22 protein-coding genes are annotated in these 20,947 nt (G+C 62.4%); 11 read left to right on the top strand and 11 right to left on the bottom strand.

Going from position 1 to position 20,947, the window contains the following annotated elements:
- Positions 1-5 precede the first annotated feature (5 nt).
- Positions 6-710, bottom strand: coding sequence for a hypothetical protein (locus F6S12_RS07410; RefSeq protein WP_315868809.1), 705 nt, complete (start codon positions 708-710; stop codon positions 6-8).
- A 240-nt stretch (positions 711-950) separates the two neighbouring features.
- On the opposite strand from F6S12_RS07410, the gene F6S12_RS07405 reads away from it, so the two are divergent.
- Complete coding sequence (locus F6S12_RS07405; protein WP_183000059.1) at positions 951-1,799, top strand: DUF4087 domain-containing protein; 849 nt, start codon at positions 951-953, stop codon at positions 1,797-1,799.
- 8 nt (positions 1,800-1,807) lie between these two features.
- On the opposite strand, the gene F6S12_RS07400 is transcribed toward F6S12_RS07405, so the two are convergent.
- The 4 genes from F6S12_RS07400 to F6S12_RS07385 all read right to left on the bottom strand — a co-directional run bounded on the left by F6S12_RS07400 (position 1,808) and on the right by F6S12_RS07385 (position 5,831).
- On the bottom strand, positions 1,808-2,605 hold the full coding sequence (locus F6S12_RS07400) for a GNAT family N-acetyltransferase (protein WP_011063266.1): 798 nt from the start codon (positions 2,603-2,605) through the stop codon (positions 1,808-1,810).
- Position 2,606: 1 nt separating this feature from the next.
- A complete protein-coding gene (locus F6S12_RS07395) occupies positions 2,607-3,083 on the bottom strand; it encodes an HIT family protein (RefSeq protein ID WP_011063267.1) in 477 nt (158 codons plus the stop codon).
- 96 nt (positions 3,084-3,179) lie between these two features.
- The gene (locus tag F6S12_RS07390) at positions 3,180-4,787 is read right to left on the bottom strand and encodes a 5-guanidino-2-oxopentanoate decarboxylase (protein ID WP_077934733.1); all 1,608 of its coding nucleotides are present in this window, start codon (positions 4,785-4,787) and stop codon (positions 3,180-3,182) included.
- Between the two features lie 123 nt (positions 4,788-4,910).
- Positions 4,911-5,831: a LysR substrate-binding domain-containing protein gene (locus tag F6S12_RS07385; protein ID WP_015636908.1), complete on the bottom strand. Its 921-nt coding sequence runs from the start codon at positions 5,829-5,831 to the stop codon at positions 4,911-4,913.
- 225 nt (positions 5,832-6,056) lie between these two features.
- Between F6S12_RS07385 and F6S12_RS07380 the strand changes: the two genes are divergently transcribed.
- The 8 genes from F6S12_RS07380 to F6S12_RS07345 all read left to right on the top strand — a co-directional run bounded on the left by F6S12_RS07380 (position 6,057) and on the right by F6S12_RS07345 (position 14,010).
- On the top strand, positions 6,057-6,851 hold the full coding sequence (locus F6S12_RS07380) for an ABC transporter ATP-binding protein (RefSeq protein ID WP_011063270.1): 795 nt from the start codon (positions 6,057-6,059) through the stop codon (positions 6,849-6,851).
- A 49-nt stretch (positions 6,852-6,900) separates the two neighbouring features.
- A complete protein-coding gene (locus F6S12_RS07375) occupies positions 6,901-7,674 on the top strand; it encodes a transporter substrate-binding domain-containing protein (RefSeq protein ID WP_011063271.1) in 774 nt (257 codons plus the stop codon).
- 51 nt (positions 7,675-7,725) lie between these two features.
- On the top strand, positions 7,726-8,439 hold the full coding sequence (locus tag F6S12_RS07370) for an ABC transporter permease (protein ID WP_015636909.1): 714 nt from the start codon (positions 7,726-7,728) through the stop codon (positions 8,437-8,439).
- A 9-nt stretch (positions 8,440-8,448) separates the two neighbouring features.
- Positions 8,449-9,138, top strand: a complete 690-nt coding sequence (locus tag F6S12_RS07365) for an ABC transporter permease (protein ID WP_011063273.1) — start codon at positions 8,449-8,451, stop codon at positions 9,136-9,138.
- A 43-nt stretch (positions 9,139-9,181) separates the two neighbouring features.
- Positions 9,182-10,363: a pyridoxal phosphate-dependent aminotransferase gene (locus F6S12_RS07360; RefSeq protein ID WP_011063274.1), complete on the top strand. Its 1,182-nt coding sequence runs from the start codon at positions 9,182-9,184 to the stop codon at positions 10,361-10,363.
- Positions 10,364-10,471: 108 nt separating this feature from the next.
- The gene (locus F6S12_RS07355; protein WP_011063275.1) at positions 10,472-12,217 is read left to right on the top strand and encodes an amidohydrolase; all 1,746 of its coding nucleotides are present in this window, start codon (positions 10,472-10,474) and stop codon (positions 12,215-12,217) included.
- On the top strand, positions 12,217-13,143 hold the full coding sequence (locus F6S12_RS07350) for a CobW family GTP-binding protein (protein WP_011063276.1): 927 nt from the start codon (positions 12,217-12,219) through the stop codon (positions 13,141-13,143). The genes F6S12_RS07355 and F6S12_RS07350 overlap by 1 nt, the downstream gene beginning before the upstream one ends.
- 165 nt (positions 13,144-13,308) lie before the next feature.
- Positions 13,309-14,010, top strand: coding sequence for a hypothetical protein (locus tag F6S12_RS07345; RefSeq protein WP_011063277.1), 702 nt, complete (start codon positions 13,309-13,311; stop codon positions 14,008-14,010).
- A 101-nt stretch (positions 14,011-14,111) separates the two neighbouring features.
- Here the strand turns inward: F6S12_RS07345 and glyA are convergent, their stop codons facing one another.
- A complete protein-coding gene (gene glyA, locus F6S12_RS07340; RefSeq protein WP_053159994.1) occupies positions 14,112-15,467 on the bottom strand; it encodes a serine hydroxymethyltransferase in 1,356 nt (451 codons plus the stop codon).
- A 527-nt stretch (positions 15,468-15,994) separates the two neighbouring features.
- On the opposite strand from glyA, the gene F6S12_RS07335 reads away from it, so the two are divergent.
- Together F6S12_RS07335 and F6S12_RS07330 are read left to right on the top strand one after the other, a co-directional pair.
- Positions 15,995-16,597: a helix-turn-helix transcriptional regulator gene (locus tag F6S12_RS07335; protein ID WP_041120706.1), complete on the top strand. Its 603-nt coding sequence runs from the start codon at positions 15,995-15,997 to the stop codon at positions 16,595-16,597.
- A complete protein-coding gene (locus tag F6S12_RS07330; protein ID WP_015636913.1) occupies positions 16,584-17,465 on the top strand; it encodes a queuosine precursor transporter in 882 nt (293 codons plus the stop codon). The genes F6S12_RS07335 and F6S12_RS07330 overlap by 14 nt, the downstream gene beginning before the upstream one ends.
- A 94-nt stretch (positions 17,466-17,559) precedes the next feature.
- Here F6S12_RS07330 and queC read toward each other — a convergent pair whose 3' ends face one another.
- From queC to F6S12_RS07305, 5 genes are all read right to left on the bottom strand, one after another.
- Positions 17,560-18,258: a 7-cyano-7-deazaguanine synthase QueC gene (queC, locus tag F6S12_RS07325; protein ID WP_011063281.1), complete on the bottom strand. Its 699-nt coding sequence runs from the start codon at positions 18,256-18,258 to the stop codon at positions 17,560-17,562.
- Between the two features lie 120 nt (positions 18,259-18,378).
- Positions 18,379-18,933, bottom strand: coding sequence for a cytochrome b (locus F6S12_RS07320; protein ID WP_019093706.1), 555 nt, complete (start codon positions 18,931-18,933; stop codon positions 18,379-18,381).
- Between the two features lie 158 nt (positions 18,934-19,091).
- The gene (gene cyoE / locus F6S12_RS07315; RefSeq protein ID WP_011063283.1) at positions 19,092-19,979 is read right to left on the bottom strand and encodes a heme o synthase; all 888 of its coding nucleotides are present in this window, start codon (positions 19,977-19,979) and stop codon (positions 19,092-19,094) included.
- A 10-nt stretch (positions 19,980-19,989) separates the two neighbouring features.
- Complete coding sequence (cyoD, locus tag F6S12_RS07310) at positions 19,990-20,319, bottom strand: cytochrome o ubiquinol oxidase subunit IV (protein ID WP_011063284.1); 330 nt, start codon at positions 20,317-20,319, stop codon at positions 19,990-19,992.
- Positions 20,320-20,946, bottom strand: a complete 627-nt coding sequence (locus tag F6S12_RS07305) for a cytochrome o ubiquinol oxidase subunit III (RefSeq protein ID WP_011063285.1) — start codon at positions 20,944-20,946, stop codon at positions 20,320-20,322.
- Position 20,947 lies beyond the last annotated feature (1 nt).

Here is a 20,947-nt window from a genome sequence, read left to right as displayed (position 1 = left end):
GCACCTCATTTGCCGGCACCTGCGCGCTGCCGGGCGCAGTAGCCGTCACCATCGGGCTGCGACTGCAAGTCGGTGCAACCGCCCCCCATGAACGCGGCCAGCGCGGCAAAGGGCAGCAGAACAATCACCTGCGCAATGCCTCGGGCCTGGGCATACGGGTCCTCGACCTTGCGCAGAAAGCCCTGATCGTGGGCCGCTGTCTCGGTTTGCAGCGTGGCCCAGAGGGTATAGCGAAAAGCGTCAGTTCCAGGCCCCTGGCCGCCGACACGCTGACAGGCGTCCAGCGCCTGGACGGCGTAGACATCCCCCACCAGACGTGGCACTCCCGTCGGGCGGGCCTGACGGGCATTGAAGTCATCGATCAGGGTGGTGAGTTGCAACTGGTCCGCCTGCTGGGCCACCAGGCAATCGCTCTCGGCAGGAAACTCTCGACTGGTACGGGCCAGGGTATTCAGCCAGTTCCGGTAGTTGGTGTAGAAACCGAACTGGCTGCCGTCCGGCAGTTCCTGCCGATACAGCTTGAAGGCCCCGACAAAGTGCTTGCCGGTGTCGGTCAGCCGCTGCACCTGCTCGCGGCTCAGTGGCTGATTGAGGGTGTAGCCATACACCTGCGGCCCCTCGACTGTCGGCCCGACCGGAGCCGTAGTACAAGCTCCCAGCGATGACAGGATGATCGTCAGGCTTAAAACGCTGCACAGCATCCGTTGCATGACATGCCTCAGGGCGGGTGGACGGCTCGTTGACCAGGCGCGAGATTACGCCATTTCCCAACCGCTGTTTCGGCCGGACCTGCCAAACCCTTAACCCTGCCCAGCCATGGGCCTACTGCCGCGAGGCTGGTGACAGACTGGTGCAGATGCGCCGCTATCGCGACGGCCCCCATGCCCGGCTTGACGTGCCCGAAGCAGCGCTCCATTGTCCCCGGCCCGCCCCTCGAACAAGGATGCTCCATGCTTCAGCGCGTCATGCTCTGCACCCTCTTGACGGTTATCGCCCTGCCCGCGTTCGCCGCGCCAGCCAAAGTCGAACGCCGTTGCGGCTGGTTCGAGAACCCCACGCCAGCCAACGCCACCCTGACCGACCGCGATGGCGTCTGGGAGATCGCCAGCCAGGGCGGCTATCAGGCCGAGGGCGAGTGGCCCACTTTCAACGACCAGCAATGGGTGCGCACCAACAATCACTACGGCTACGGCTGCGCTTGTGTCAGCGCCAGTGCGGATCCCCGGACTCATCGCCTCGACCAACTGCACAAGGCCAAGGCCCGCCCGCTGTCAGCCTGTCGCAACGATCCCAGCCTGTACGAACCCTTGCCCGAGGAAGCCGGAAAACCCGTATTACCCCAGGGCTCGCCGCGCTTTCAGGGCCAGGGTTTCAGCCTGCAGTATCCCAAAGGCTGGACGCTCAACCAGACACAGAACTGCCTCACCCTGGATCACCCGAAAAAACGCCCGGGCGAGGAGTACACCCTGCAACTGTGCCTGCAGCAAGGCAGCCTGGAGCAGGCCGCCGAGGGCTTGTTCTTCTACCTGGAAAATGGCGTCTGGATGCGCAGCGCCGGCAGGGATGAGCCCAGCCCGGTACTTGAGGTGAACGGCCCCGGCTGGCAAGGCCTGCTGGCCTATCAGACCTGCGGCATCAGCGATGAGGAAACCGGCTTTCATGCCGTTGGCGGTACCTGCCTGACGGCGGTGATCGATAGCGGCCAGCGTCAGGTGGTGGCCGACAGCGTAGGGTTCTTCCAGGATTTCGCCACCCTGGGGGCCATCCTGCAGTCGATCCGCTTCGACCCGGCGCCATAGAGCCCCCGCTAGGGCACGGCCCGATACAGGGTTTGCAGGTGGGACAAGCGCAAGCCGCAGTGCTCCAGGTTGCGCCGGCTTTGCGAGTTCACCAGGGCGGTGGCTGCCACGCTCCGGGCCCCCAAAGCAGCAGCCTGCTGCAAGCGATGGGCGATCAGGGCCCGGTGATAACCCAGGCCCCGCGCGGCCCGGGTGGTAAAGGCGGTGCCCAGGTACGCCACGCCGTTGTCGGCGATGAACAGCGCCGCGCCGGCCACCGCAACGCCCTGCTCCCGCAACAGGTACAAATGCCCGCGCCCATCGTTGAGCAAGCCACCAAAGGCCGCCTGGGTGGCCGGCCGAGCGGCCGCAGGGGTATTGAAGCCTTCGCGGTGCAGCGTGCAGAACACTTCCAGCGTCGAGGCGGTCACCGGCTCGATATCCAGCACTGAAGGCGGCGCCACAATCTCGCCCACAGGAGCGAACAGCTGCCCATGAGTCCAGCCCTTCAGGCGCTGCAACGGCAACCCTTGCAGCTCCAGGGTGGGCACAACCTTGGCTGACTCGGCGATCAAGGCGATCGCCGGGGCGTAAGCCACGCAGCTCTGCAGCAGATCGACCAGGCGCCGGGCATCCTGCGCCCTGTCGCCATGTACCCGGTTCATCATCGGGCTGGGGTTGCCGCCGACGACGAAGGCACCACAACCCGGCTCACCATACAGGCAGGCCCGATAAGGGTTGCCCGGCAGGCTCGCCAGACCCTGGACCCGGGCCCGCAGGTATTGGGTTTCGGCATATTCAAGCGCCAGCGCGCGGCTCAGGTGCATATCAGCGATTACCCACCGGGGTTTCACTGACCCAGGGCACCCGCACCTGCTCGGCGATGCTCGTGGCCTGCTGCTGCAACACCTCCAGTTGGGTCCGGCGGCCGAACAAGCCAGTGAAATGCAGCAGCAAGCGCCCGGCAAACCCCAGGCCATCGCCGCGTTTGCGCGGGATCAAGTGCAGGTGCGCATGGGGAATGTGCTGGTTGGTGGCGCGGCCGTCATTGACCAGCAGGTGGGTGCCTTCGACGCCGTAGCCGGCACGCCGTTGCGCCGCCAGCAGGCCATCGAAGACCTGGTACAGGTGCTGGCGGATGAAACCGGGCAATTGCTCGAGCTTCTCTACGTGCTGCTGGGGGATCAGCAGCAGGTGCCCTTCACCCAGCGGATGCACGTCCATGAAGGCCATGCAGTGCTCATCGCGGTACACCAGTGCGGCGGGCAAGGTGCCGGCGGCAATCTGGCAGAAAATGCAATTCATCCCTGAATCCTCAAGTGGCAAGGCGCGCCCGGGCGGGCGCCGCCAATGTAACCCACCTGCATCCTGTAAAGCGCGTTCCTTGTGCCCGGCTTGGGTTCAGCCCAGCGCCAGGTAGGCGCCGGCATCGACCTCGATCATCACCGGCTGCCGGGTGTCCTTGAGGGTGTGCAACAGGTCTTGCAGCTGCGCGGGGGTGTCGGCGCGGTGGTGCGCCACATGGAAGCTTCGGGCCATGGCCTGGAAGTCCGGGGTGAGGATGTCCACCCCCAGCGGCACGATATCCCGCGCCTGCATGTAGTCGCGGATCTCGCCGTAGCACTGGTTGTTCCACACCAGCAGGATCACGCCGATCTGTGCTTCCTTGGCCGCGATCAGCTCGCCGCTGGCGAACTGCAGGCCACCGTCCCCCACCAGCGCCACCACTGGCCGCTCGGGGCGCGCCAGCTTGGCGCCCATGGCCGCCGGCAAGCCGTAGCCCAGGGTGCCGTAACCACTGCCGGCGTTGAACCAGCTGGCCGGAGCCGGGGCCTGGTAGCCACAGGCGCCCTGGTACACCGGCTGGGTCGAGTCGCCCACCAGGATCGGTGCATCCAGATTGTCCCGCAGCAGGTCCAGCAGGCCCTGCAAACCTTGCTGCTTGGGCGTCCAGCCGGCGCGCTCGGTCTGGTTCACCCGTTGCACGCTGTCCAGTGCCCAGCGCCCGCGGGAATTGGCAGGCGCCACCTTGCCCAGCAGTGCCTGCAAACCTTCCAGGGCATCCCCCACCAGGCCGACATGGGCCCGCTGCACGCCCATGACCTGCATCGGGTCGATGTCCAGGCGAATCAGCGAACCCTTGAAGCGCAGCGGCCCGAGGCCAAAGAAGTCGTAGTCGGTTTCCCCAAGCTCGGTGCCCACGGCGAGCACCACATCCGCTTCGTCGATCAGCGCCCGGCCATGGGCCGAGGACTGCACGCCATCGAGCAACAGCGGGTGGCCGCAAGGCAGCAGGCCGCGGGCGTTGGTGGTCAGGGCCACCGGCGCCTGCAGGCGCTCGGCCAATTGCCGCAGGACCTCGGCGCAACCCCGGGCACCACCACCGGCCAGGATCAACGGGCGGTGGGCACTGTTGAGCAAGGCCAGCGCCGCCTCGATCGAAGCCCCGGCCGGCGCCGGCGCGCCAGGCAGGCTGCGGGGCATCAGGTTGAGGTTATCGGCGGGCATCTCCAGCACGTCCAGGGGAATCTCGATGTGCACCGGCCGTGGCCGTGCGCACTTGAATACGGCAAAGGCCCGCGCCAGCAGTTCCGGCAACTCCGAAGGCGCTTGCAGGGTGTGGCTGAAGGCGCAGACCCCGGCCACCATTGCTCGCTGGTCCGGCAGTTCGTGCAGGTGGCCGTGGCCCAGGCGCAGGTGCTCGCGACGGTTGACGGTAGAGATCACCAGCATTGGCACCGAATCGGCATAGGCCTGGCCCATGGCCGTGAGGATATTGGTCATGCCAGGGCCAGTGATGATGAAGCACACCCCAGGCTTGCCGCTGGCCCGGGCGTAGCCGTCGGCCATGAACCCGGCCCCCTGTTCATGCCGTGGGCTGACGTGGCGCAAGCGGCTGCCGTGCAGGCCGCGATAGAGCTCGACGGTGTGTACGCCGGGAATCCCGAATACCGTGTCCACGCCATAACCTTCCAGCAAACGAACCAGGGACTGCGCACAGGTGGTCATCGACTACTTCCTCTTGTTCTTATGTGCGGGCGACACCCTGCGCCCGGCTGATGTCGAGGGACATTAGTCGCTGCACCCAAGGGGCAACAATCGAAAAAAATCGCGGCGATTGCTCAATAAAATTCACGCTTTGCCGTTGCGACGGGGTTCCGGGTGCAAGCGGGTGATGCCCTGCAGCTGGGACTTGACCCACTCGCTGAACGCCAGCACCACCGGCCGCTCGGACTTGAGCAGGTCGGCCACCAGGTAGTAGCCGCGATTGGACTCGATCTCGGTGCCGAAGGGCTGCACCAGTTGGCCCCGGGCCAGGGCTTCGCCGCTGATCAGGTTGTCGCCCATGGCAATGCCCTGGCCGGCGATGCAGGCCGACTGCACGAAGTGCGCGTCGGCAAACACGATGCCCCGGCGCACGTCGACATTCGGCGCCCCGGCGGCCGCCAGCCAGACCCGCCAGTCGGAGTAGTCGATCATGTGCAGGAGCAAGGCGTGATCCAGGCCATCAAGGGTTTTCAGGCCACCCATGGCATTCACCAGGCTCGGGCTGCACACCGGGAAATAGCGCAGGGAGACGATCTTCTGCACGTGCTGGTTGGGCCAGTCGCCCATGCCATAGGCCACGAACAGATCGACGCTGCTGTCGCTGGTGTCCCCCGGAGTGCGGGGCGACACCAACTGCAGTTCAACCTGGGGATACAGCGCCTGGAATTCGGCGATATGGGTGCACAGCCAATAGGTGGCGAACCCCGGCGGGCTGCTGATGCACAGCCGGCCGCTGACCTGCTGGCCATCGGAGCGCTGGCCGGCCTCGAGGATATTGGCCAGCAGCAGGTGGATGTCCCGGGCATAGCGCTCCCCCTGGTAGGTGATGCGAATGCTGCGGCCCTGGCGCTCGGTCAGGGCAAACCCCAGGGTCTGCTCCAGGCTCTTGATCTGGTGGCTGATGGCGCTGGGCGTCAGGTTCAGCTCATTGGCGGCCTCGGCGACACTGCCCAGGCGGGCCACCGCGTCCAGAGCGCGCAACGCGGTCATGGAGGGATAACGCATACCGATCATGCCTCGACTACAAAAAAACGAGTGGCAGCACCATAGCTGCAATCGGCGTCCGGCAATAGCCTTGCTCGTCGCCGAAAAAAAAGCCCATTACTGAAAAAAATTACCGTGTCCCACTAAAAATGCTCGATTGACCCGCCGCCGTCGATGGCTAATTCTCAAGCCCTACCCTGTGCCGGGTACTGCCCGGCCATCGCACAATAACAAGAGGGTCGACCCTTGCAATCGCAGCCCAACTCCGTCAATCCCGTGGTGGCGATCGATGATCTGCACAAGAGCTACGCCGATCACCACGTGCTCAAGGGCATCGCCCTGCGCGCCAATGAAGGCGAAGTGGTGTCGTTGATCGGCTCCAGCGGCTCGGGCAAAAGCACCCTGCTGCGCTGCATCAACCTGCTGGAGATTCCCTGCAGCGGCAGCCTGCGCATCAATGGCGAAGAAGTGCGCATCAGGACCGACCGTGCCGGCAACCCGCAGGTCGCCGACCCGGCCCAGGTGGCGCGCCTGCGCACCCAGTTGAGCATGGTGTTCCAGAGCTTCAACCTGTGGCCCCACCGCACCGTCCTGGAAAACGTCATCGAAGCGCCGGTGTATGTCCTCGGTGAAGACCGCAAGGACGCCATCGCCCATGCCGAGCACCTGCTGGAAAAGGTCGGCCTGGCCAACAAGCGCGACGCTTTCCCTTCCTTTCTCTCCGGCGGCCAGCAACAGCGGGTGGCCATCGCCCGGGCCCTGGCCATGCGCCCCCAGGTGCTGTTGATGGACGAACCGACCTCGGCCCTGGACCCGGAACTGGTGGGCGAGGTGCTCAAGGTCATCCAGGGCATCGCCGAGGAAGGCCGTACCATGATCCTGGTGACCCACGAAATGGCCTTTGCCCGGGACGTGTCGAGCAAGGTGATGTTCCTACACCAGGGGCTGGTGGAAGAAGAAGGGCCACCCCAGCAAGTGTTCCTCAACCCGGTCAGCGAGCGCTGCCGGCAATTCGTCATGGCTCAGGAAAACCGCGTCTGACGTTTCGCTTCAATCCTTGAAAACAACAACTTCGATAAAGGGTAAAGCCATGAAAAACCTGCTCAAGGTGCTCGCCACCGGTTGCCTGTTCAGTGCACTGGCCAGCCACGCCGTGGCCGCCGACAAGATCGTCTTCGGCATCGCCCTGGAACCCTACCCGCCGTTCTCGATGAAAAGCGGCAACGGCGACTGGAGCGGCTTCGAACCGGAGCTGATCAAGGCTCTGTGCGACCGCATGCAGGCCCAGTGCCCACTCAAGGAAGTGGCCTGGGACGGCCTGATCCCGGCCCTGCAATCGAGCCAGATCGACGCCATCCTCAACTCCCTGAGCATCACCGACGAACGGGAAAAGGTCATCGACTTCTCTGCGCCCTACTACCAGACCCCGGCCATGTGGGTCGCCGACCAGAGCCTGGAGCTGGTCACCACCCCCGAAGGCCTCAAGGGCAAGCTGATCGGCGTGCAGGGTTCGACCTCCAACGCGACCTTCGCCAAGACCTACTACGGCAAGACCTCGACCCTGCGCTACTACACCACCCAGGACGACATGATCGCCGACCTGCAGAGCGGGCGCATCGACGTGATGCTGGCCGACGCCCTGACCATCGAGCCGATCCTCAAGACCGCGGCCGGCGCCGGCCTGGCGGACAAGGGCCTGGCGCCCAAGGACCCGCTGTTCGGTTCCGGCATCGGGGTCGGCCTGCGCAAGGGTGACAGCGCCCTGCAGCAGCGGATCAACACCGCCCTGGCCTCGCTCAAGGCCGACGGCACCTACGACAAGATCCGCAGCCGCTACTTCAGCGTCGACATTTCTGCCAACTAAGCCGTCCGGCCGGCCCGTTTGCGCGGGCCGCCGGCGTTGACTGGATACGTCATGATTTCTCTGTCCGACCTTTCCCAACTGTTCGTCGCCGACGGCTGGCTCGGCGCCCTGGCCCAGGGCGCGCTGGTGTCCCTGCAGATTTCCGCCGGGGCCTTTGTGCTCGGCCTGGGTATCGGCCTGCTGGTGGCGATGATCAAGCTCAAGGGGCCGCGCTGGCTGGTAAAGCTGGCCAACGCCTACACCACCCTGTACCGGGCCATGCCCGAGCTGCTGCTGATTCTGCTGCTCTACTACGCCGGCACCGACCTGCTGAACATGGCCATGGCCGCCATGGACCGGCCGAGCGTCACGGTCAACGGTTTCATCGCCGCGGTGCTGGTGCTGGGCATCGTCCAGGGCGCCTATTCGGCGGAGATCATCCGGGGCGCGATCCAGGCCATTCCCTACGGCCAGATCGAAGCGGCCCGGGCCTACGGCATCGAACGCTGGCTGCTGGTGCGGCGCATCCTGTTGCCGAGCATGCTGCCCTATGCCATGGCCGGGCTATCGAACCTGTGGCTGGTACTGGTCAAGGACAGCGCGCTGATCAGCATCGTCGGCTACAGCGAGCTGCTCTCGGTGGGCAAGCAGGCAGCCGGTTCCACCAAGCACTACCTAGTGTTCTACCTGGCGGTCGCAGCCTTCTACTTCGTCATCACCCTGGTGTCCGGCAGCGTGTTCCGCGTGCTCGAACGACGCACCAACCGCTGGCTGCCCCAGCACTAGGAGACTCGGATGGACTTTTCCTGGATCAACGGTTTTTCCAGCGAGCTGCTGCGCGGCCTGGGCATCACCCTCAAGCTCCTGCTGCTGAGCGGAATCTGCGGCTTTGCCCTGGCAGTAGTGGTGGGCCTGGGCCGGGTGTCGCGCAATCCTCTGATTCGTGCGCCGATGCAGTTCTACATCAGTGTGTTTCGCGGCACCCCGCTGCTGGTGCAGATCTACATCCTCTATTACGGGGTCGGCAGCCTGTTCGCCGCCTACCCGCCGATTCGCGGCAGCTTTCTCTGGCCCTACCTGCGCGAAGGTTTCTGGTATGTGGCCTTGGCCCTGACCCTGAGTGTCGGCGCCTACGTCGGCGAAGTGCTGCGTGGCGGCCTGCGGGCCGTGCCCCGAGGCGAGCTGGAAGCCGCCCGCGCCTATGGCATGGGCCACTGGCTGACCCTGCGCCGGGTGTGGCTGCCCCGGGCCCTGGAACTGGTGCGCCCGACCCTGGTGGGGGAATGCGTGCTGCTGCTCAAGGCCACTGCACTGGCGTCCACCGTGGCGGTCACCGACCTGCTGGGCGCGGCCAACCTGGTACGGGCCCAGACCCTGAAAGTCTACGAGCCGCTGCTGGCCGTGGCACTGATCTACATCGTCCTGGCCTTTGTCATCGAACATCTGTGCGCACGCCTGGGCAAGGTCCCCCAGCGTCAGGCCTGAACCCATTCATTGCGCGGGCAGCGAGGCCCGTGAGGAGAACAACATGCGTTACTCACCTTTCGTACAGCGCATCAGCGGCGAATCCGTCAGCGCCTGGGACATCCACTACGCGGCCATCGAGGCCCGTGGGCGCGGCGAAGACGTGATCGTGCTCAGCGTCGGTGACCCGGACTTCGCCACCGACGAGCGCATCAGCGCTGCCGCCAGTGCCGCCCTGGAGCAAGGCGACACCCACTACACCCACGTCCTCGGCCGCCCGGCCCTGCGTGAGGCCATCGCCGCCAAGCAGCGCCGCCTGCTGGGCATCGAGGTCAGCGCCGACAACGTGGCGCTGGTGGCGGGTGCGCAGAACGGCTTGTTCGCCACATCGCTGTGCCTGTTCAGCAGCGGCGACGAAGTGCTGGTGCCAGAACCCATGTACCTGACCTACGAGGCCTGCATCCACGCCTCGGGGGCGCAGATCGCCTGCGTCCAGCAGCCGGCGGCCAATGGCTTTCGCCTGACCGCCGCGGCCCTGGAAGCGGCGCTCACCGACAAGACTCGCGGCATTGCCCTGGCCACCCCGTGCAACCCCACCGGCAACGTCTACAGCCGTGAGGAGCTGGAAGCCGTGGCCGAGGTGGCGCGCAAGCATGACCTGTGGGTGATCTCCGACGAGGTCTACGGGCAACTGACCTACGACCGCGAACACCTGAGCATCGCTTCGCTGCCGGGCATGGCCGAGCGCACGGTAATCCTCAACAGCCTGTCGAAAACCCATGCCATGACCGGTTGGCGCGTGGGCTGGGTGATCGCCCCGCCGGCCCTGGTCGGGCATCTGGACAACCTCTTGCTGTGCATGCTCTACGGCCTGCCGGGGTTTATCCAGGAAGCCGCGCTCAAGGCCCTGGAGCTCGATGAAGAAGTGATCGGCAGCGCCCGCGAGGTCTATCGCCGGCGCCGCGACCTGGTGGTGGCGGGCCTCAAGCAGGTGCAACTGCTGGACTGCCGCGAGCCGGAAGCCGGGATGTTCATGCTGGTGGACGTGCGCCGCACCGGCCTGTCGAGCATGGATTTCGCCTGGCAGCTGTTCCGCGCCACCGGGGTCTCGGTGCTCGACGCCCAGGCTTTCGGCGCCAGTGCCGAGGGCTTCGTGCGGATCTCCTTCACCGTCGCCGACGAGGTGCTCAAGGACGCCTGCCAGCGCATTGCCGGCTTTGTCGAAACCCTGGGCGCACAACGCTGAATGCATGACCCGGGCCGCCCAGCGGCCCTGGTACCTCTGACAAGAACACTGCTGCGCCATACTTTTTTGCCCACCTTTGAAGGGCCCCCTGCTTGAGAGGTTGACCCCGTGACCGCTTCCGACCAATTCAACTCCACCCATAGCGCCGTCGATCAATACGCTGAACTGGTGCTGCACAACGGCCGGATGTACACCCTCGATCCGGCCCAGCCCTGGGCCGACGCCGTGGCCATCCGCCAGGGCAAGCTGATCGCGGTGGGCAGCCTCGCTTCCCTGGCCTCGCTGATCGGGCCCAATACCCGCCAGCACGATCTGGACGGGGCCTTCTGCATGCCCGGCCTGCATGACATGCACACCCACCCGGACCTGGCCCTGGCCCCGCGCTACGCCGACGACCTGGACGTGGGCATCGAAGACCCGACCCCGGAGCAACTGGCAGCCGCGATCCACGCCTATGCCGACAGCCATCCCGGCGACGGCTGGATCTACGGCCAGTACTGGGTGCGCTACACCTTCCGCGAAGCCGGGCTGACCCCGGGCCGCGAATGGCTCGACAGCGTCATGCCGCACCGCCCGGTGGCCCTGCTGGACCGCATGTGGGGGACCATGATGGTCAACTCCAAGGCCCTGGAACTGGCCGGCATCGACCGCCACACCAGCGACCCGCGCAACGGCTACCTGGAGCGCGACGAGCTGACCGGCGAGCCCAACGGCCTGCTGATCGACGGCGCCTACGCCCTGATCCACGCCGCCATGCCGCCAACTCCGGTGTCGGTGCTGCGCCGTGCCTATCGCGATGGCGTGCACTTCCAGACCTCTCGCGGGGTCACCGCCACCAAGTACGTGCACGTCTGCGAAAACCGCCTGCAGGCCCTCAAGGAACTGGACGATGCCGGCGAGCTGACCCTGCGGGTGGAAGCCGCCATCAGCTGGCAGGACGACATCTTCCCGGTGCGCCGGCGCTGGGAACTGCTCAGTGGCGAGCGGCATTTCTATCGCAGCGCGCGCCTGAGTGCCAACGCGGTGAAGTTCCACTTCGATGGCACCGTGGAGCCCAAGTCTTCCTACCTGCTGACCCCCTGGCCGGAAGAGTCGAGCTGGCGCGGCAAGCTCAACCTGACCCCGGAACACATCACCGACATGGTGGTGGACATGGACAAGCGCGGCCTGCGGGTGATCGCCCACTGCACCGGCGACGGCGCCTCCGACGTGTTCCTCGATGCCGTGGCCGAGGCCCGGCGGCGCAACGGCAACAGCGGCATCCGTCACCAGTGCGCCCACAGCACCCTGCTGCACCCGGGCAACCTCAAGCGTTTCCAGGCCCTGGACGTGATCGCCGAGTTCTCTCCGGCAGCCTGGTACCCGACTCCGTTCGCCAGCGGCGCACGCTCCGGCTACGGCCAGGAACGCCTCAAGCGCATCTATGACTTCAAGGGCGTGCTGGCAGCTGGTGGCATCGCGGTGTTCGGCACCGACTGGCCGGTGGCGTCCATCGATCCATGGCTGGCCCTGGAAACCATGGTCACCCGGCAGAACCCGTGGAACCAGGAACCCGACACCTTCGGTGACCCCATCAGCCTGGAACAGGCCCTGCAAGTGGCGACCCTCAACGGCGCCCACGCCATGGGCCTGGAGCACCTGACCGGCAGCCTGGAGGCCGGCAAGTCGGCGGACCTGATCGTCCTCGACCGCGACCTGTTCGCCCAGGGCGCACGCAACTACATCCACCACACCCAGGTGCAACTGACCTTCGTCGAGGGGCAACTGGTCTACGACCGCCAGGGCACCTTCAGCGACACCCCGCTGCAAGCGGTGTGGGAAGGCCTGCCACCGGTGATCGAGGGCAAGGAATAATGAACAGCACCCCGAGCATCCCGGTAACCGTGGTTGCAGGCTTTCTCGGCGCCGGCAAGACCACCCTGCTCAACCGCATGGTGCAACGCGCCGACAGCGGCCGGCTGGCGGTGATCGTCAACGATTTCGGCGAGCTGAACATCGATGCGGCGATCATCGCCGAGGTCACCGACGCGGTGTACAGCCTGCAGAACGGCTGCATCTGCTGCACCGTGCAGGAGGACCTGCTGGCGCAACTGGTGAGCCTGTCCAAGCTGCGCCCGGCCCTGGAGCGAATTGTCATCGAGTGCAGCGGCGTCTCCGACCCGCAGCGCATCGTGCAGACCATCGGCTACCCGCAACTGCGCAACCGCCTGCACCTGGACGCGGTGATCACCCTGGTGGACGCCAGCGGCTACCAGGACCTGGAAGGGGAAATGGCCCGCCTGTCCCGAGCCCAGGTGGCCTGCGCCGACTGGGTGCTGCTGAACAAGGCCGACCTGGTGAGCGCCGAGCAATTGCAGAGCATCCGCGCCAGCCTCGGCAATCGCGCCCCGGTGTTCGACACGGTGCAGGCCGAGCTGCCCCCTGAGCTGCTGCTGGCGCCGCCGGTGCGCTCCACCGAAGTGCTGTTCAAGGCCCTGCCCCAGGCCCACGACCAGTTGTTCGAAAGCTGGGTGTGGAAAAGCTCGCGACCGCTGCAGCCCAAGGCTTTGCGGGACTGGCTGGCGCGCCTGCCCGCCGACCTGCTGCGCCTCAAGGGCCTGGTGCGCCTTGAAGGCAATGAACAACCTTATTGGTTGCAGCATGTGGGCAACCGCAGCCAGTTCACCCTGGCCGCCGATCAGCCCACCGAGCATGCCGCGCAATTGGTATTCATCGCCCGCCGAGGCAGCGATCTGCGCCAGGAACTGGAGGCTGGGGTCAGCGATACACAAGTGCTTTGAACGACAGGGAATCTGTGGCGCGAAGGCCGGTCTGAAAGAGGCGCGGCTGCAGGGCCGTCGCTTGGTCCGTGACAATAGGGCCCGGGTCCAATAGATTAGGCGCCCCCGAAAATCCCCCTGGGCCTTTCGCGCCTCAAACCTGTTAAACCAAGTAGTGGATGTTCAATGCCTGATTCCAACACCGAAGAATCCGTAGTCGCCCTGTCCAACAAGGCCGAATACGAAAACGCCATTCATCTTTCACAACACGTGTCCCAGGCCAAGACCATCAGCGAGATGGTGCTCGACGCCTTCCACACCTCGAAAGAAAGTGACCAGATTCGCGAACTGCGCGCAGCGATTCGCCAGGCCCACGACCGCTTTGACGACGACACCGCCTATGAACTCATGGGCCAGCTCAAGCAGCTCAAAGACGCCGAGGCCGCCGACCTCGCCGCCCTGGAAGACCTGAGCAAGAAATTCCCCATCAGCCGGATTCTCTCCAGCTACAAGGACGATCCGGACTTCCAGGAGCTGGTCTACGGCCTGGCCCTGAAGGTGCTGAACCAGACCCACCAGGCCATCAGCAACCCCAGCGGCGGCAAGAGCAAGGCGCGTCCGAAGAAGGAAATGGAAGTGTTCGCCATCAGCAAGGACGGCGTCAGCGTCACCCTGCCGATGCGCCCGCGCTCCAAGGCCAACGTCGACCGTGAAGCCTTCGAATTCCTCGGCTTCAGCTTTGTCGGCGAAGGCGACGAGGCGGAACTGGAAAGCGAGATGTTCCTCGACAAGGATGGCAACGAACAGCAGGCCACCCGCAAGAACATCGTTACCGCGATCCAGCAGCAGACCGCGTTCGAAGGCTACAGCGCGCAACAACAGCTGTAACCCGCCGCTGCATGAGCGAGCTTGCTCGCGAAGCGCCAGCACAGCCTTCTGCAGACCTGAAAAGCCCCGTATTCCAGCGTGAAGACGGGGCTTTTCTTTCTTCAGCGATCCCCGTACTCAAGGATGGGGTACATCGCACACAACGCCTCGGTCTCCAGCCGGAAGCACTCCTGCTGCGCAGGCTCCAGAACGTATGGCTGCTCGCCCCGCGGCTGCAGCTGATCCAGTATCCGGCACACCAGGTCGACGATCTGCCGGCAGCCCTGGGGGTCCACATAGCGCTGTGCGATGGAGCCCGTGCCGATACACAAGCCATTGGCGGCAAATGACGATCGAGTCTCCCCCGGTGCGCGTTTTTTGCTGACGATGATTCCGCACTTTTCCAATGCCGATTCGGCGAGGGAGCCGCTGATGCCCTTAGGCAAACGCAACAGGATCGTGTGGTTTTCCGTCCCGCCGCCCATTACCTCGTAGTCCCGCGCCATGAACGCGCAGGCCATTTCATCCGCCGTGGCGCGAATCCGCCCCATGTAGGCATCGAACTGTGCAGACATGGCATAGCCCAGCGCGGCCGCCTTGGCGGCGATCATGTTGACTGCAGGCGCCCCCTGCATCCCGGGGAAAACTGCCTGGTCGAGCACCCGACGAAAGCTCGACCTCAGGCCGGGCACCTTGGTGTCCGCGTCCCGCCCGGAAAGAATCAGGCCGCCGCGTGGCCCGGCGAGCTGTTTGTGGGTGCAAGTGGTGGTGACGTGCGCCACATCGATCGGGCTCGGATGACGCCCCGTGGCAACCAGGCCGGCGATATGGGAGATGTCGGCAAGGACGATGGCCCCGGCTTCATCGGCAATGTCGCGAAAACGCTGGAAGTCCACGACCCGCGAATAAGCCGTTGCCCCACAGATGATGATGCGCGGGCGATGGGCCATCGCCAGCTGACGTACCTCCTGGTAGTCGATGGTGCCCTGGGCCGTGGTGCCGTAGCGGATCGCCTTGTAGTGGGCACCGGTAAAAGCGAGGGAGCTGCCGTGGGTCAGGTCGCCGCCATGATCCAGGGCCATCCCGAGCAGGGTGTCCCCCGGCTCAAGCAGCGCGGACAACACCTGGTAGTTGGCGTTCGAGGCCGAGTGCGATTGCACCGCGGCGTATTGCGCGGCAAACAGCTCCCGTGCCCTGCGGATCGCCAGGGATTCCACCAGATCGACGTTTTCGCACCCGGCGTGATGGCGTTTGCCCGCAACCCCCTGCGCCGTCACGTTGACCAGCGCCGAGGCCGAGGCGGCAAGGCTTCTGGGAGTGGCTGCACAGGAGGATGAAACCAGGGAAAGCGTGCGTTGTTGCCGGCTTACTTCAGCGTCCAGGATCCTGGCCAGCTCGGCGTCTTCTGTTCGCAGGTCCGCCAAGCCACATCGCAGCAAGTCGGCCTGGTTCCTCAGTGGTTCGGTATCGGCTGCCATAAATCTGTGCCCCTTCCTTGAGTGCTGCGCGCCACGAACGAGGACGTGCTTCCTGGGTTTTACGTTCGTTGGTGTGAATCGGGCTGATCCGGGCCCTGGGTCAAGACTGTATAAGGCGTAACAGAATTAATCAAAAAATTAAACATCCCCAAAGTTAAATGCTTCTTTTTTGAAGTGGAAGGACATCGGCGCAGCCTTGCCGGTGCAAGCCTCAGGGCGAGAGTGATAATGCCCAACCCCTGGGGCTTTATTGTCATGGCTGACGCATGCAACACTTGTCCGTTGCGGCCCTGTGCAAACCGGCCCCTCTCAGCGACTTGATCGCCCACAGTCCCCGTAGCGAAGTATCCCAGGACGGATACAGGCTGGCTAAAGGAGCACTAGCGAATTACCAGACAACACACAAGCAACTGACAGGCTTCTGCCACAGTGATCCCGCTATTGGCACCAGGCAATCGATGTCATGCGCGATGTGAACGCTAAAAAATTCGATGCATTACGACTATAAGGAAATGGTGAGGCATTTGATGCACAGAAGAGAAAGAACAGAGTATTTAAAAAGCAATATCAAATACCTGATTAAAAGTCGCGGAGAGACACAACTGTCTTTATGCAACGCCAGTGGCCTGACCAGAACAACCATATACAACATCCTGGAAGGCAAGGTCAGCAACGTCCAGCAGTCCACCATTCGAAAAATCTCCGACTTCTTCGGTATTTCCTATGAGGAAATAGAAACCGTCGACTTTGAAGAGAAGGAGATCATCGAAAGCAGCATTTCCCCGCAAGGGAACATGAACCCGGCTGCTGTTCCGATCCTCAAGGAAAGCCAGTTGATGGCCAACATGGATAAACGTATTGGCGAACTCGCCACTTGTTTCCCATTGACCTACTACTTCGGTACATCCTCTAACTTGATAGCCGTGCGCCTGGAAAACGATATCAAGGGCATGTATGAGGTCGGCGACCTGCTGATCGTGCAAAAGGGGACGATCACCGATGAAAAGGAAAAACTGGCTTACGACAAACAGACCAGGAAACTGCTGATCATGAACGAGGTCGTCTTCGACCCAGATCGTATATCTGTCGTCGGCGATATCATTGAGGAACGCTTCAATGACTGCCTATGAAGGTGATATCGAGAACAGCAAGTACAAGCTTCTGGGGTTTGAGAACAATAAAAACCTGGCCGTGATCATGATCATCGACACCGGCAAGGTCATAAAAATAAAGCTGAGCGAAGTAGTGAACAGCGAAATAATGGATAACTTAAACAAAATGGAAGTTAAAAACCTGTATAAAAAGTTCTACTCACAAGGAGGAACACTTACTGCATACGACTTGAACGACCGCAATGAAAACTCATGGATGATCTACATCATCCTCAACCTGCTGCTCTTTACCTTTTATATTTTCACCAGCATCGCTGCAACAAAGCCGATCTACCTTGAATCCCTCGACATCATTATTACCCCCGGCACCTTTCTGTACCCTCTGACATTCCTGATCGTTGACCTGCTGAACGAGAACTTCGGACTCAGGCTCGCCAGAAGAGCCATTCTGTTTGCATTTGCAAGCAACGCCATGATCATCATCCTGCTCTACGCGTCCACTTTTCTCCCCGGACTGCCAGGCTGGAAACTCGATACACCTTATAACGACGTTATTATCCAGGTGTCGTCTGTACTCGTAGCGTCTTCCGTTTCCTTCCTTGTTTCTGAAAACATAAACTCATATTTGCTGTGCAAGATAAAGGAACTCACAAATTCCAGATTCCTATTTCTGCGGATATTCCTCAGCACCTTGTTTGCGGTCATCATCGACAGCTTCGTGTTTTGCTACATCGCATTCTATGGATCCATGCAAAACAACGACATCCTGAACATGATTTATGTTCAGATCGCAATCAAGGTCTGTTTTGCATTCTTCAATATATTGCCCGCCTATGGCGCACGATCACTGTTCAAGAGATACATAACGGATAGCCAGGCAAAATGATCGATCGCTGTTTGTAGAGCGACGCCGGAGCTCAACACCTATCTGCCAGGCAGGTTCAGTGTTGGGCTCCAAGGGCAGCAAGCTGCTCAAATCCTCACTTCAGACCCATCTTGCTCTTCAGGCTATCCATGACTTGCGTCTTGTTCTCCAGATAAGCGTTCAAGCCTTTTGCCCGCAGATTGCAGGCGTCGCAGTTGGCGCAGCCACTGCCCATGATGCCGTTGTAGCAAGTCAGGGTTTGCTCGCGAACCAGCTCCAGTTGATTGTGGTAGTCCGCCAGAGCCCAGGTTTCTGCCTTGTTCAGCCACATCAGTGGAGTCTCGAGGCGCAACTTGTACTCCATGCCCAGTTCGAGGGCCTTGTTCAATGCCTTTACAAATTCATCGCGGCAATCGGGGTAACCCGAGAAATCGGTCTCGCACACTCCGGTAATCACGGTCTCGGCTTTTACCTGATAGGCATAGATAGAGGCCAGGGTAAGGAACAGGATGTTTCTTCCGGGTACAAAGGTGCTGGGCAAGCTCTCGCCTGAACTGTTCACCGTGGGCACCGGAATGTTGTCCCGAGTGAGGCTGCTGATCGCCAGTTCGTTGAGTAACGAAGCGTCCAGCACTTTGTGCACGGTCGCCCCCAACTGCTTGGATAGCCGCTGCGCGGTCTCGATTTCCGCGTGGTGCCGCTGGCCATAGTCGAACGTAATGCAGTGCACTTCGTCATAGAGCGGCAAGGCGTGGATCAGACAGGTTGTCGAGTCCTGTCCGCCGCTGAACACGATAACCGCTGTTTTCTTCATCATTCTGCTTCCTGCATGAGTTGGGTCATTTGAATAGTTGGGCAGCCCACGCAAGGGCTCTCAATAAAATACCCCGCGCGTCTCTCGAAGGCGGGGCTTTTCCGTGTTCGGGTGCGCGGCTCACGCCGAGCGTGCACTGCCGGCCATGCGCCGCAGAATATGCCCCTGGCCCTTGATGCAGTGCAGGATCAGCGCCGCCACATGGCCGACGATCAGCACCAGCAGGGTCCAGCCCAGGAGGCTGTGGAAATTGTTGCCCAGCTCGGTCATCCACTGGATCTTCGGCCCGTCGAAGCCGTTCATTACCGGCAGACCGAAGGCGGAAAAGGCGCGACCCGAGCCGTACTGACGCAACAGGCCGAGAAACGGAATGGCAAACATCCCGGCATACAGCAGCCCATGCCCCAGGGTTGCTGCAAGGTTGAGGCTCGGCGGCCGGCGATGACGGTTCAACAGGCTCCAGACCACACGCACCAGCAGCAGGGCCATCAACAGCAGGCCGACTTGCTTGTGGGTCGGCCAGAGGAACTTGTCCAGGGCCGAATCGGCCAGCAGGTAATGCGCACTGGTGGTGCTGTAGATCCAGGCAAAGGCCAGGGCCATGGCCCAGTGCAGTCCGCGACTGATGACGCCATAGCGCGCCTTCGAGTCGTACAGTTCAATACGGTTTTCCATTGCATCCACTCAGGTTCTATCCACGAACGGCGCATTTTACCCGGCCAGGCCAGGCCTTCGGGCCGAAAAACTTTAAATGATGTGACCATCAATCCAGCGCAATGAAAAAAGCCCCGCGCTTCTTGCGAAGGCGGGGCTTTTCCTGTGGCCTGGACAGCTTAGTGTGCGTAGGTCAGCAGGAGCTCGGTCGGGGCCTTGAAATCCACCGACATCATCACGCTCAGCGCGGTGATGGTGAAGATCGAGAACACGAAGAGTTTGCGCGCCCACACGGTGTCATCCACTGCCTTGTAGCCGGTCCAGGCCATGTACAACCAGTACATGCCCATGGCCGCCGCTACCGCCAGGTAGCTCATGCCGGCATAACCGCTGAAGGTCAGCATCAGGGTCGCCACCAGGAATGCCAGAATGTAGAGCAGGATGTGCTTCTTGGCCACGCGGATGCCACGCTTCACTGGCAGCACCGGAATCGATGCGGCCAGGTAATCGTTGAAGCGGAAGATCGCGATGGCGTAGGAATGCGGCATCTGCCACAGGCTGAACATCACCAGCAGGGTCAGCGCAGCCATGTCGAAGCTGTTGCTGACCGCGACATAGCCGATCACTGGCGGCATGGCCCCGGACAGACTGCCCACCAGCGTGCCGTGAACCGACTTGCGCTTGAGGTACAGGCTGTAGAAGCCGACGTAGATGACAAAGCCGATTACCGCGAACAACGCGGCCAACGGGTTGGCCACGTAGTACAGCAGGGCGACGCCGGCGACACCGAGGATAGAGGCGTAGACCAGTGCCACTTCCAGGGAAATCAGGCCCTGGACCAGCACGCGGTTCTTGGTGCGCTCCATCTTCAGGTCGATGTCACGGTCGATGCAGTTGTTGAACACGCAACCGGACGCTACCACCAGCGAGGTGCCGATCATGGCGGCCAGGAAAATGGCCAGATCGACATGCCCTTTCGAGGCCAGGAAGAACCCGCCTGCCACAGAAAGCACGTTACCGAAAATGATCCCCGGTTTGGTGATTTGGATAAAGTGCTTGAGCGACATCGGGTTTACCTCACTTCGCCATCATGACGGTGTGGATGCTGAACATGATCCACAACGACAGACCAACCAGCAGAACAATGACCAACGCGGCGAAGATGAACGCCACCACGTTGTTGCGCTGTGCTTCGGAACGGTCCAGGTGCAGGAAGTACACCAGGTGCACCAGCACCTGGATGACTGCGAACGCCAGGACGATCCACAGGGTCACGTCTTTGGGCAGCGATGGGTACATCACCAGGCCGAACGGGATCAGTGTCAGGATGACCGACAGGATGAAGCCGATGGCGTAGGACTTGACGCTGCCGTGACCGGCTTCGTCGTGGGAGTGTGTGTTGGCCATTTACATAGTCCCCATCAGGTAAACAACGGTGAATACGCAGATCCACACCACGTCCAGGAAGTGCCAGAACAGGCTCAGGCAGCTCAGACGGGTCTTGTTGGTCGCCGTCAGGCCGTTTTTCTGCACCTGGTACATCATGATCGCCATCCAGATCAGACCGCTGGTCACGTGCAGACCGTGGGTACCGACCAGGGTGAAGAACCCGGACAGGAAGCCGGAACGGCTAGGGCCATAGCCTTCGGAGATCAGCAGGTGGAACTCGTTGATCTCCATGCCGATGAAGCCCAGGCCAAACAGGAAGGTCATGGCCAACCAGCCCAGTACCTGCTTCTTGTTGCCCCGGAAGAACGCCAGCATGGCGAAGCCGTAGGTGATCGAACTGAACAGCAGCAGGGCGGTTTCACCCAGTACGTATGGCAGTTCGAAGATGTCGTGGCCCGACGGGCCACCCGCTACGTTGTTAACCAGTACCGCGTATACCGCGAAGATCGACGCAAACAGAATGCAGTCGGTCATCAGGTAGAGCCAGAAACCGAATACGGTCATCTCGCCCGAGTCGTGGTGATGGTCATCGTGCCCATGGTCATCGACATGGGCGTGTCCAGCATTGGTCACTAAGTTCGACATG

Origin of the sequence: Pseudomonas sp. JV245A (genome assembly GCF_032424515.1) — a bacterium.
Taxonomy (GTDB): domain Bacteria; phylum Pseudomonadota; class Gammaproteobacteria; order Pseudomonadales; family Pseudomonadaceae; genus Aquipseudomonas; species Aquipseudomonas protegens.
The sequence above is the reverse complement of the archived record's forward strand: the minus strand, read 5'-3'. Positions and strand labels throughout refer to the sequence as shown.

Coding starts and splice junctions, on each gene's coding strand:
- F6S12_RS07410 (WP_315868809.1), bottom strand. CDS start 710: ATGCAACGGATGCTGTGCAGCGTTTTAAGCCTGACGATCATCCTGTCA.
- F6S12_RS07405 (WP_183000059.1), top strand. CDS start 951: ATGCTTCAGCGCGTCATGCTCTGCACCCTCTTGACGGTTATCGCCCTG.
- F6S12_RS07400 (WP_011063266.1), bottom strand. CDS start 2,605: ATGCACCTGAGCCGCGCGCTGGCGCTTGAATATGCCGAAACCCAATAC.
- F6S12_RS07395 (WP_011063267.1), bottom strand. CDS start 3,083: ATGAATTGCATTTTCTGCCAGATTGCCGCCGGCACCTTGCCCGCCGCA.
- F6S12_RS07390 (WP_077934733.1), bottom strand. CDS start 4,787: ATGACCACCTGTGCGCAGTCCCTGGTTCGTTTGCTGGAAGGTTATGGC.
- F6S12_RS07385 (WP_015636908.1), bottom strand. CDS start 5,831: ATGCGTTATCCCTCCATGACCGCGTTGCGCGCTCTGGACGCGGTGGCC.
- F6S12_RS07375 (WP_011063271.1), top strand. CDS start 6,901: ATGAAAAACCTGCTCAAGGTGCTCGCCACCGGTTGCCTGTTCAGTGCA.
- F6S12_RS07370 (WP_015636909.1), top strand. CDS start 7,726: ATGATTTCTCTGTCCGACCTTTCCCAACTGTTCGTCGCCGACGGCTGG.
- F6S12_RS07365 (WP_011063273.1), top strand. CDS start 8,449: ATGGACTTTTCCTGGATCAACGGTTTTTCCAGCGAGCTGCTGCGCGGC.
- F6S12_RS07360 (WP_011063274.1), top strand. CDS start 9,182: ATGCGTTACTCACCTTTCGTACAGCGCATCAGCGGCGAATCCGTCAGC.
- F6S12_RS07350 (WP_011063276.1), top strand. CDS start 12,217: ATGAACAGCACCCCGAGCATCCCGGTAACCGTGGTTGCAGGCTTTCTC.
- F6S12_RS07345 (WP_011063277.1), top strand. CDS start 13,309: ATGCCTGATTCCAACACCGAAGAATCCGTAGTCGCCCTGTCCAACAAG.
- glyA (WP_053159994.1), bottom strand. CDS start 15,467: ATGGCAGCCGATACCGAACCACTGAGGAACCAGGCCGACTTGCTGCGA.
- F6S12_RS07335 (WP_041120706.1), top strand. CDS start 15,995: ATGCACAGAAGAGAAAGAACAGAGTATTTAAAAAGCAATATCAAATAC.
- F6S12_RS07330 (WP_015636913.1), top strand. CDS start 16,584: ATGACTGCCTATGAAGGTGATATCGAGAACAGCAAGTACAAGCTTCTG.
- queC (WP_011063281.1), bottom strand. CDS start 18,258: ATGAAGAAAACAGCGGTTATCGTGTTCAGCGGCGGACAGGACTCGACA.
- F6S12_RS07320 (WP_019093706.1), bottom strand. CDS start 18,933: ATGGAAAACCGTATTGAACTGTACGACTCGAAGGCGCGCTATGGCGTC.
- cyoE (WP_011063283.1), bottom strand. CDS start 19,979: ATGTCGCTCAAGCACTTTATCCAAATCACCAAACCGGGGATCATTTTC.
- cyoD (WP_011063284.1), bottom strand. CDS start 20,319: ATGGCCAACACACACTCCCACGACGAAGCCGGTCACGGCAGCGTCAAG.
- F6S12_RS07305 (WP_011063285.1), bottom strand. CDS start 20,946: ATGTCGAACTTAGTGACCAATGCTGGACACGCCCATGTCGATGACCAT.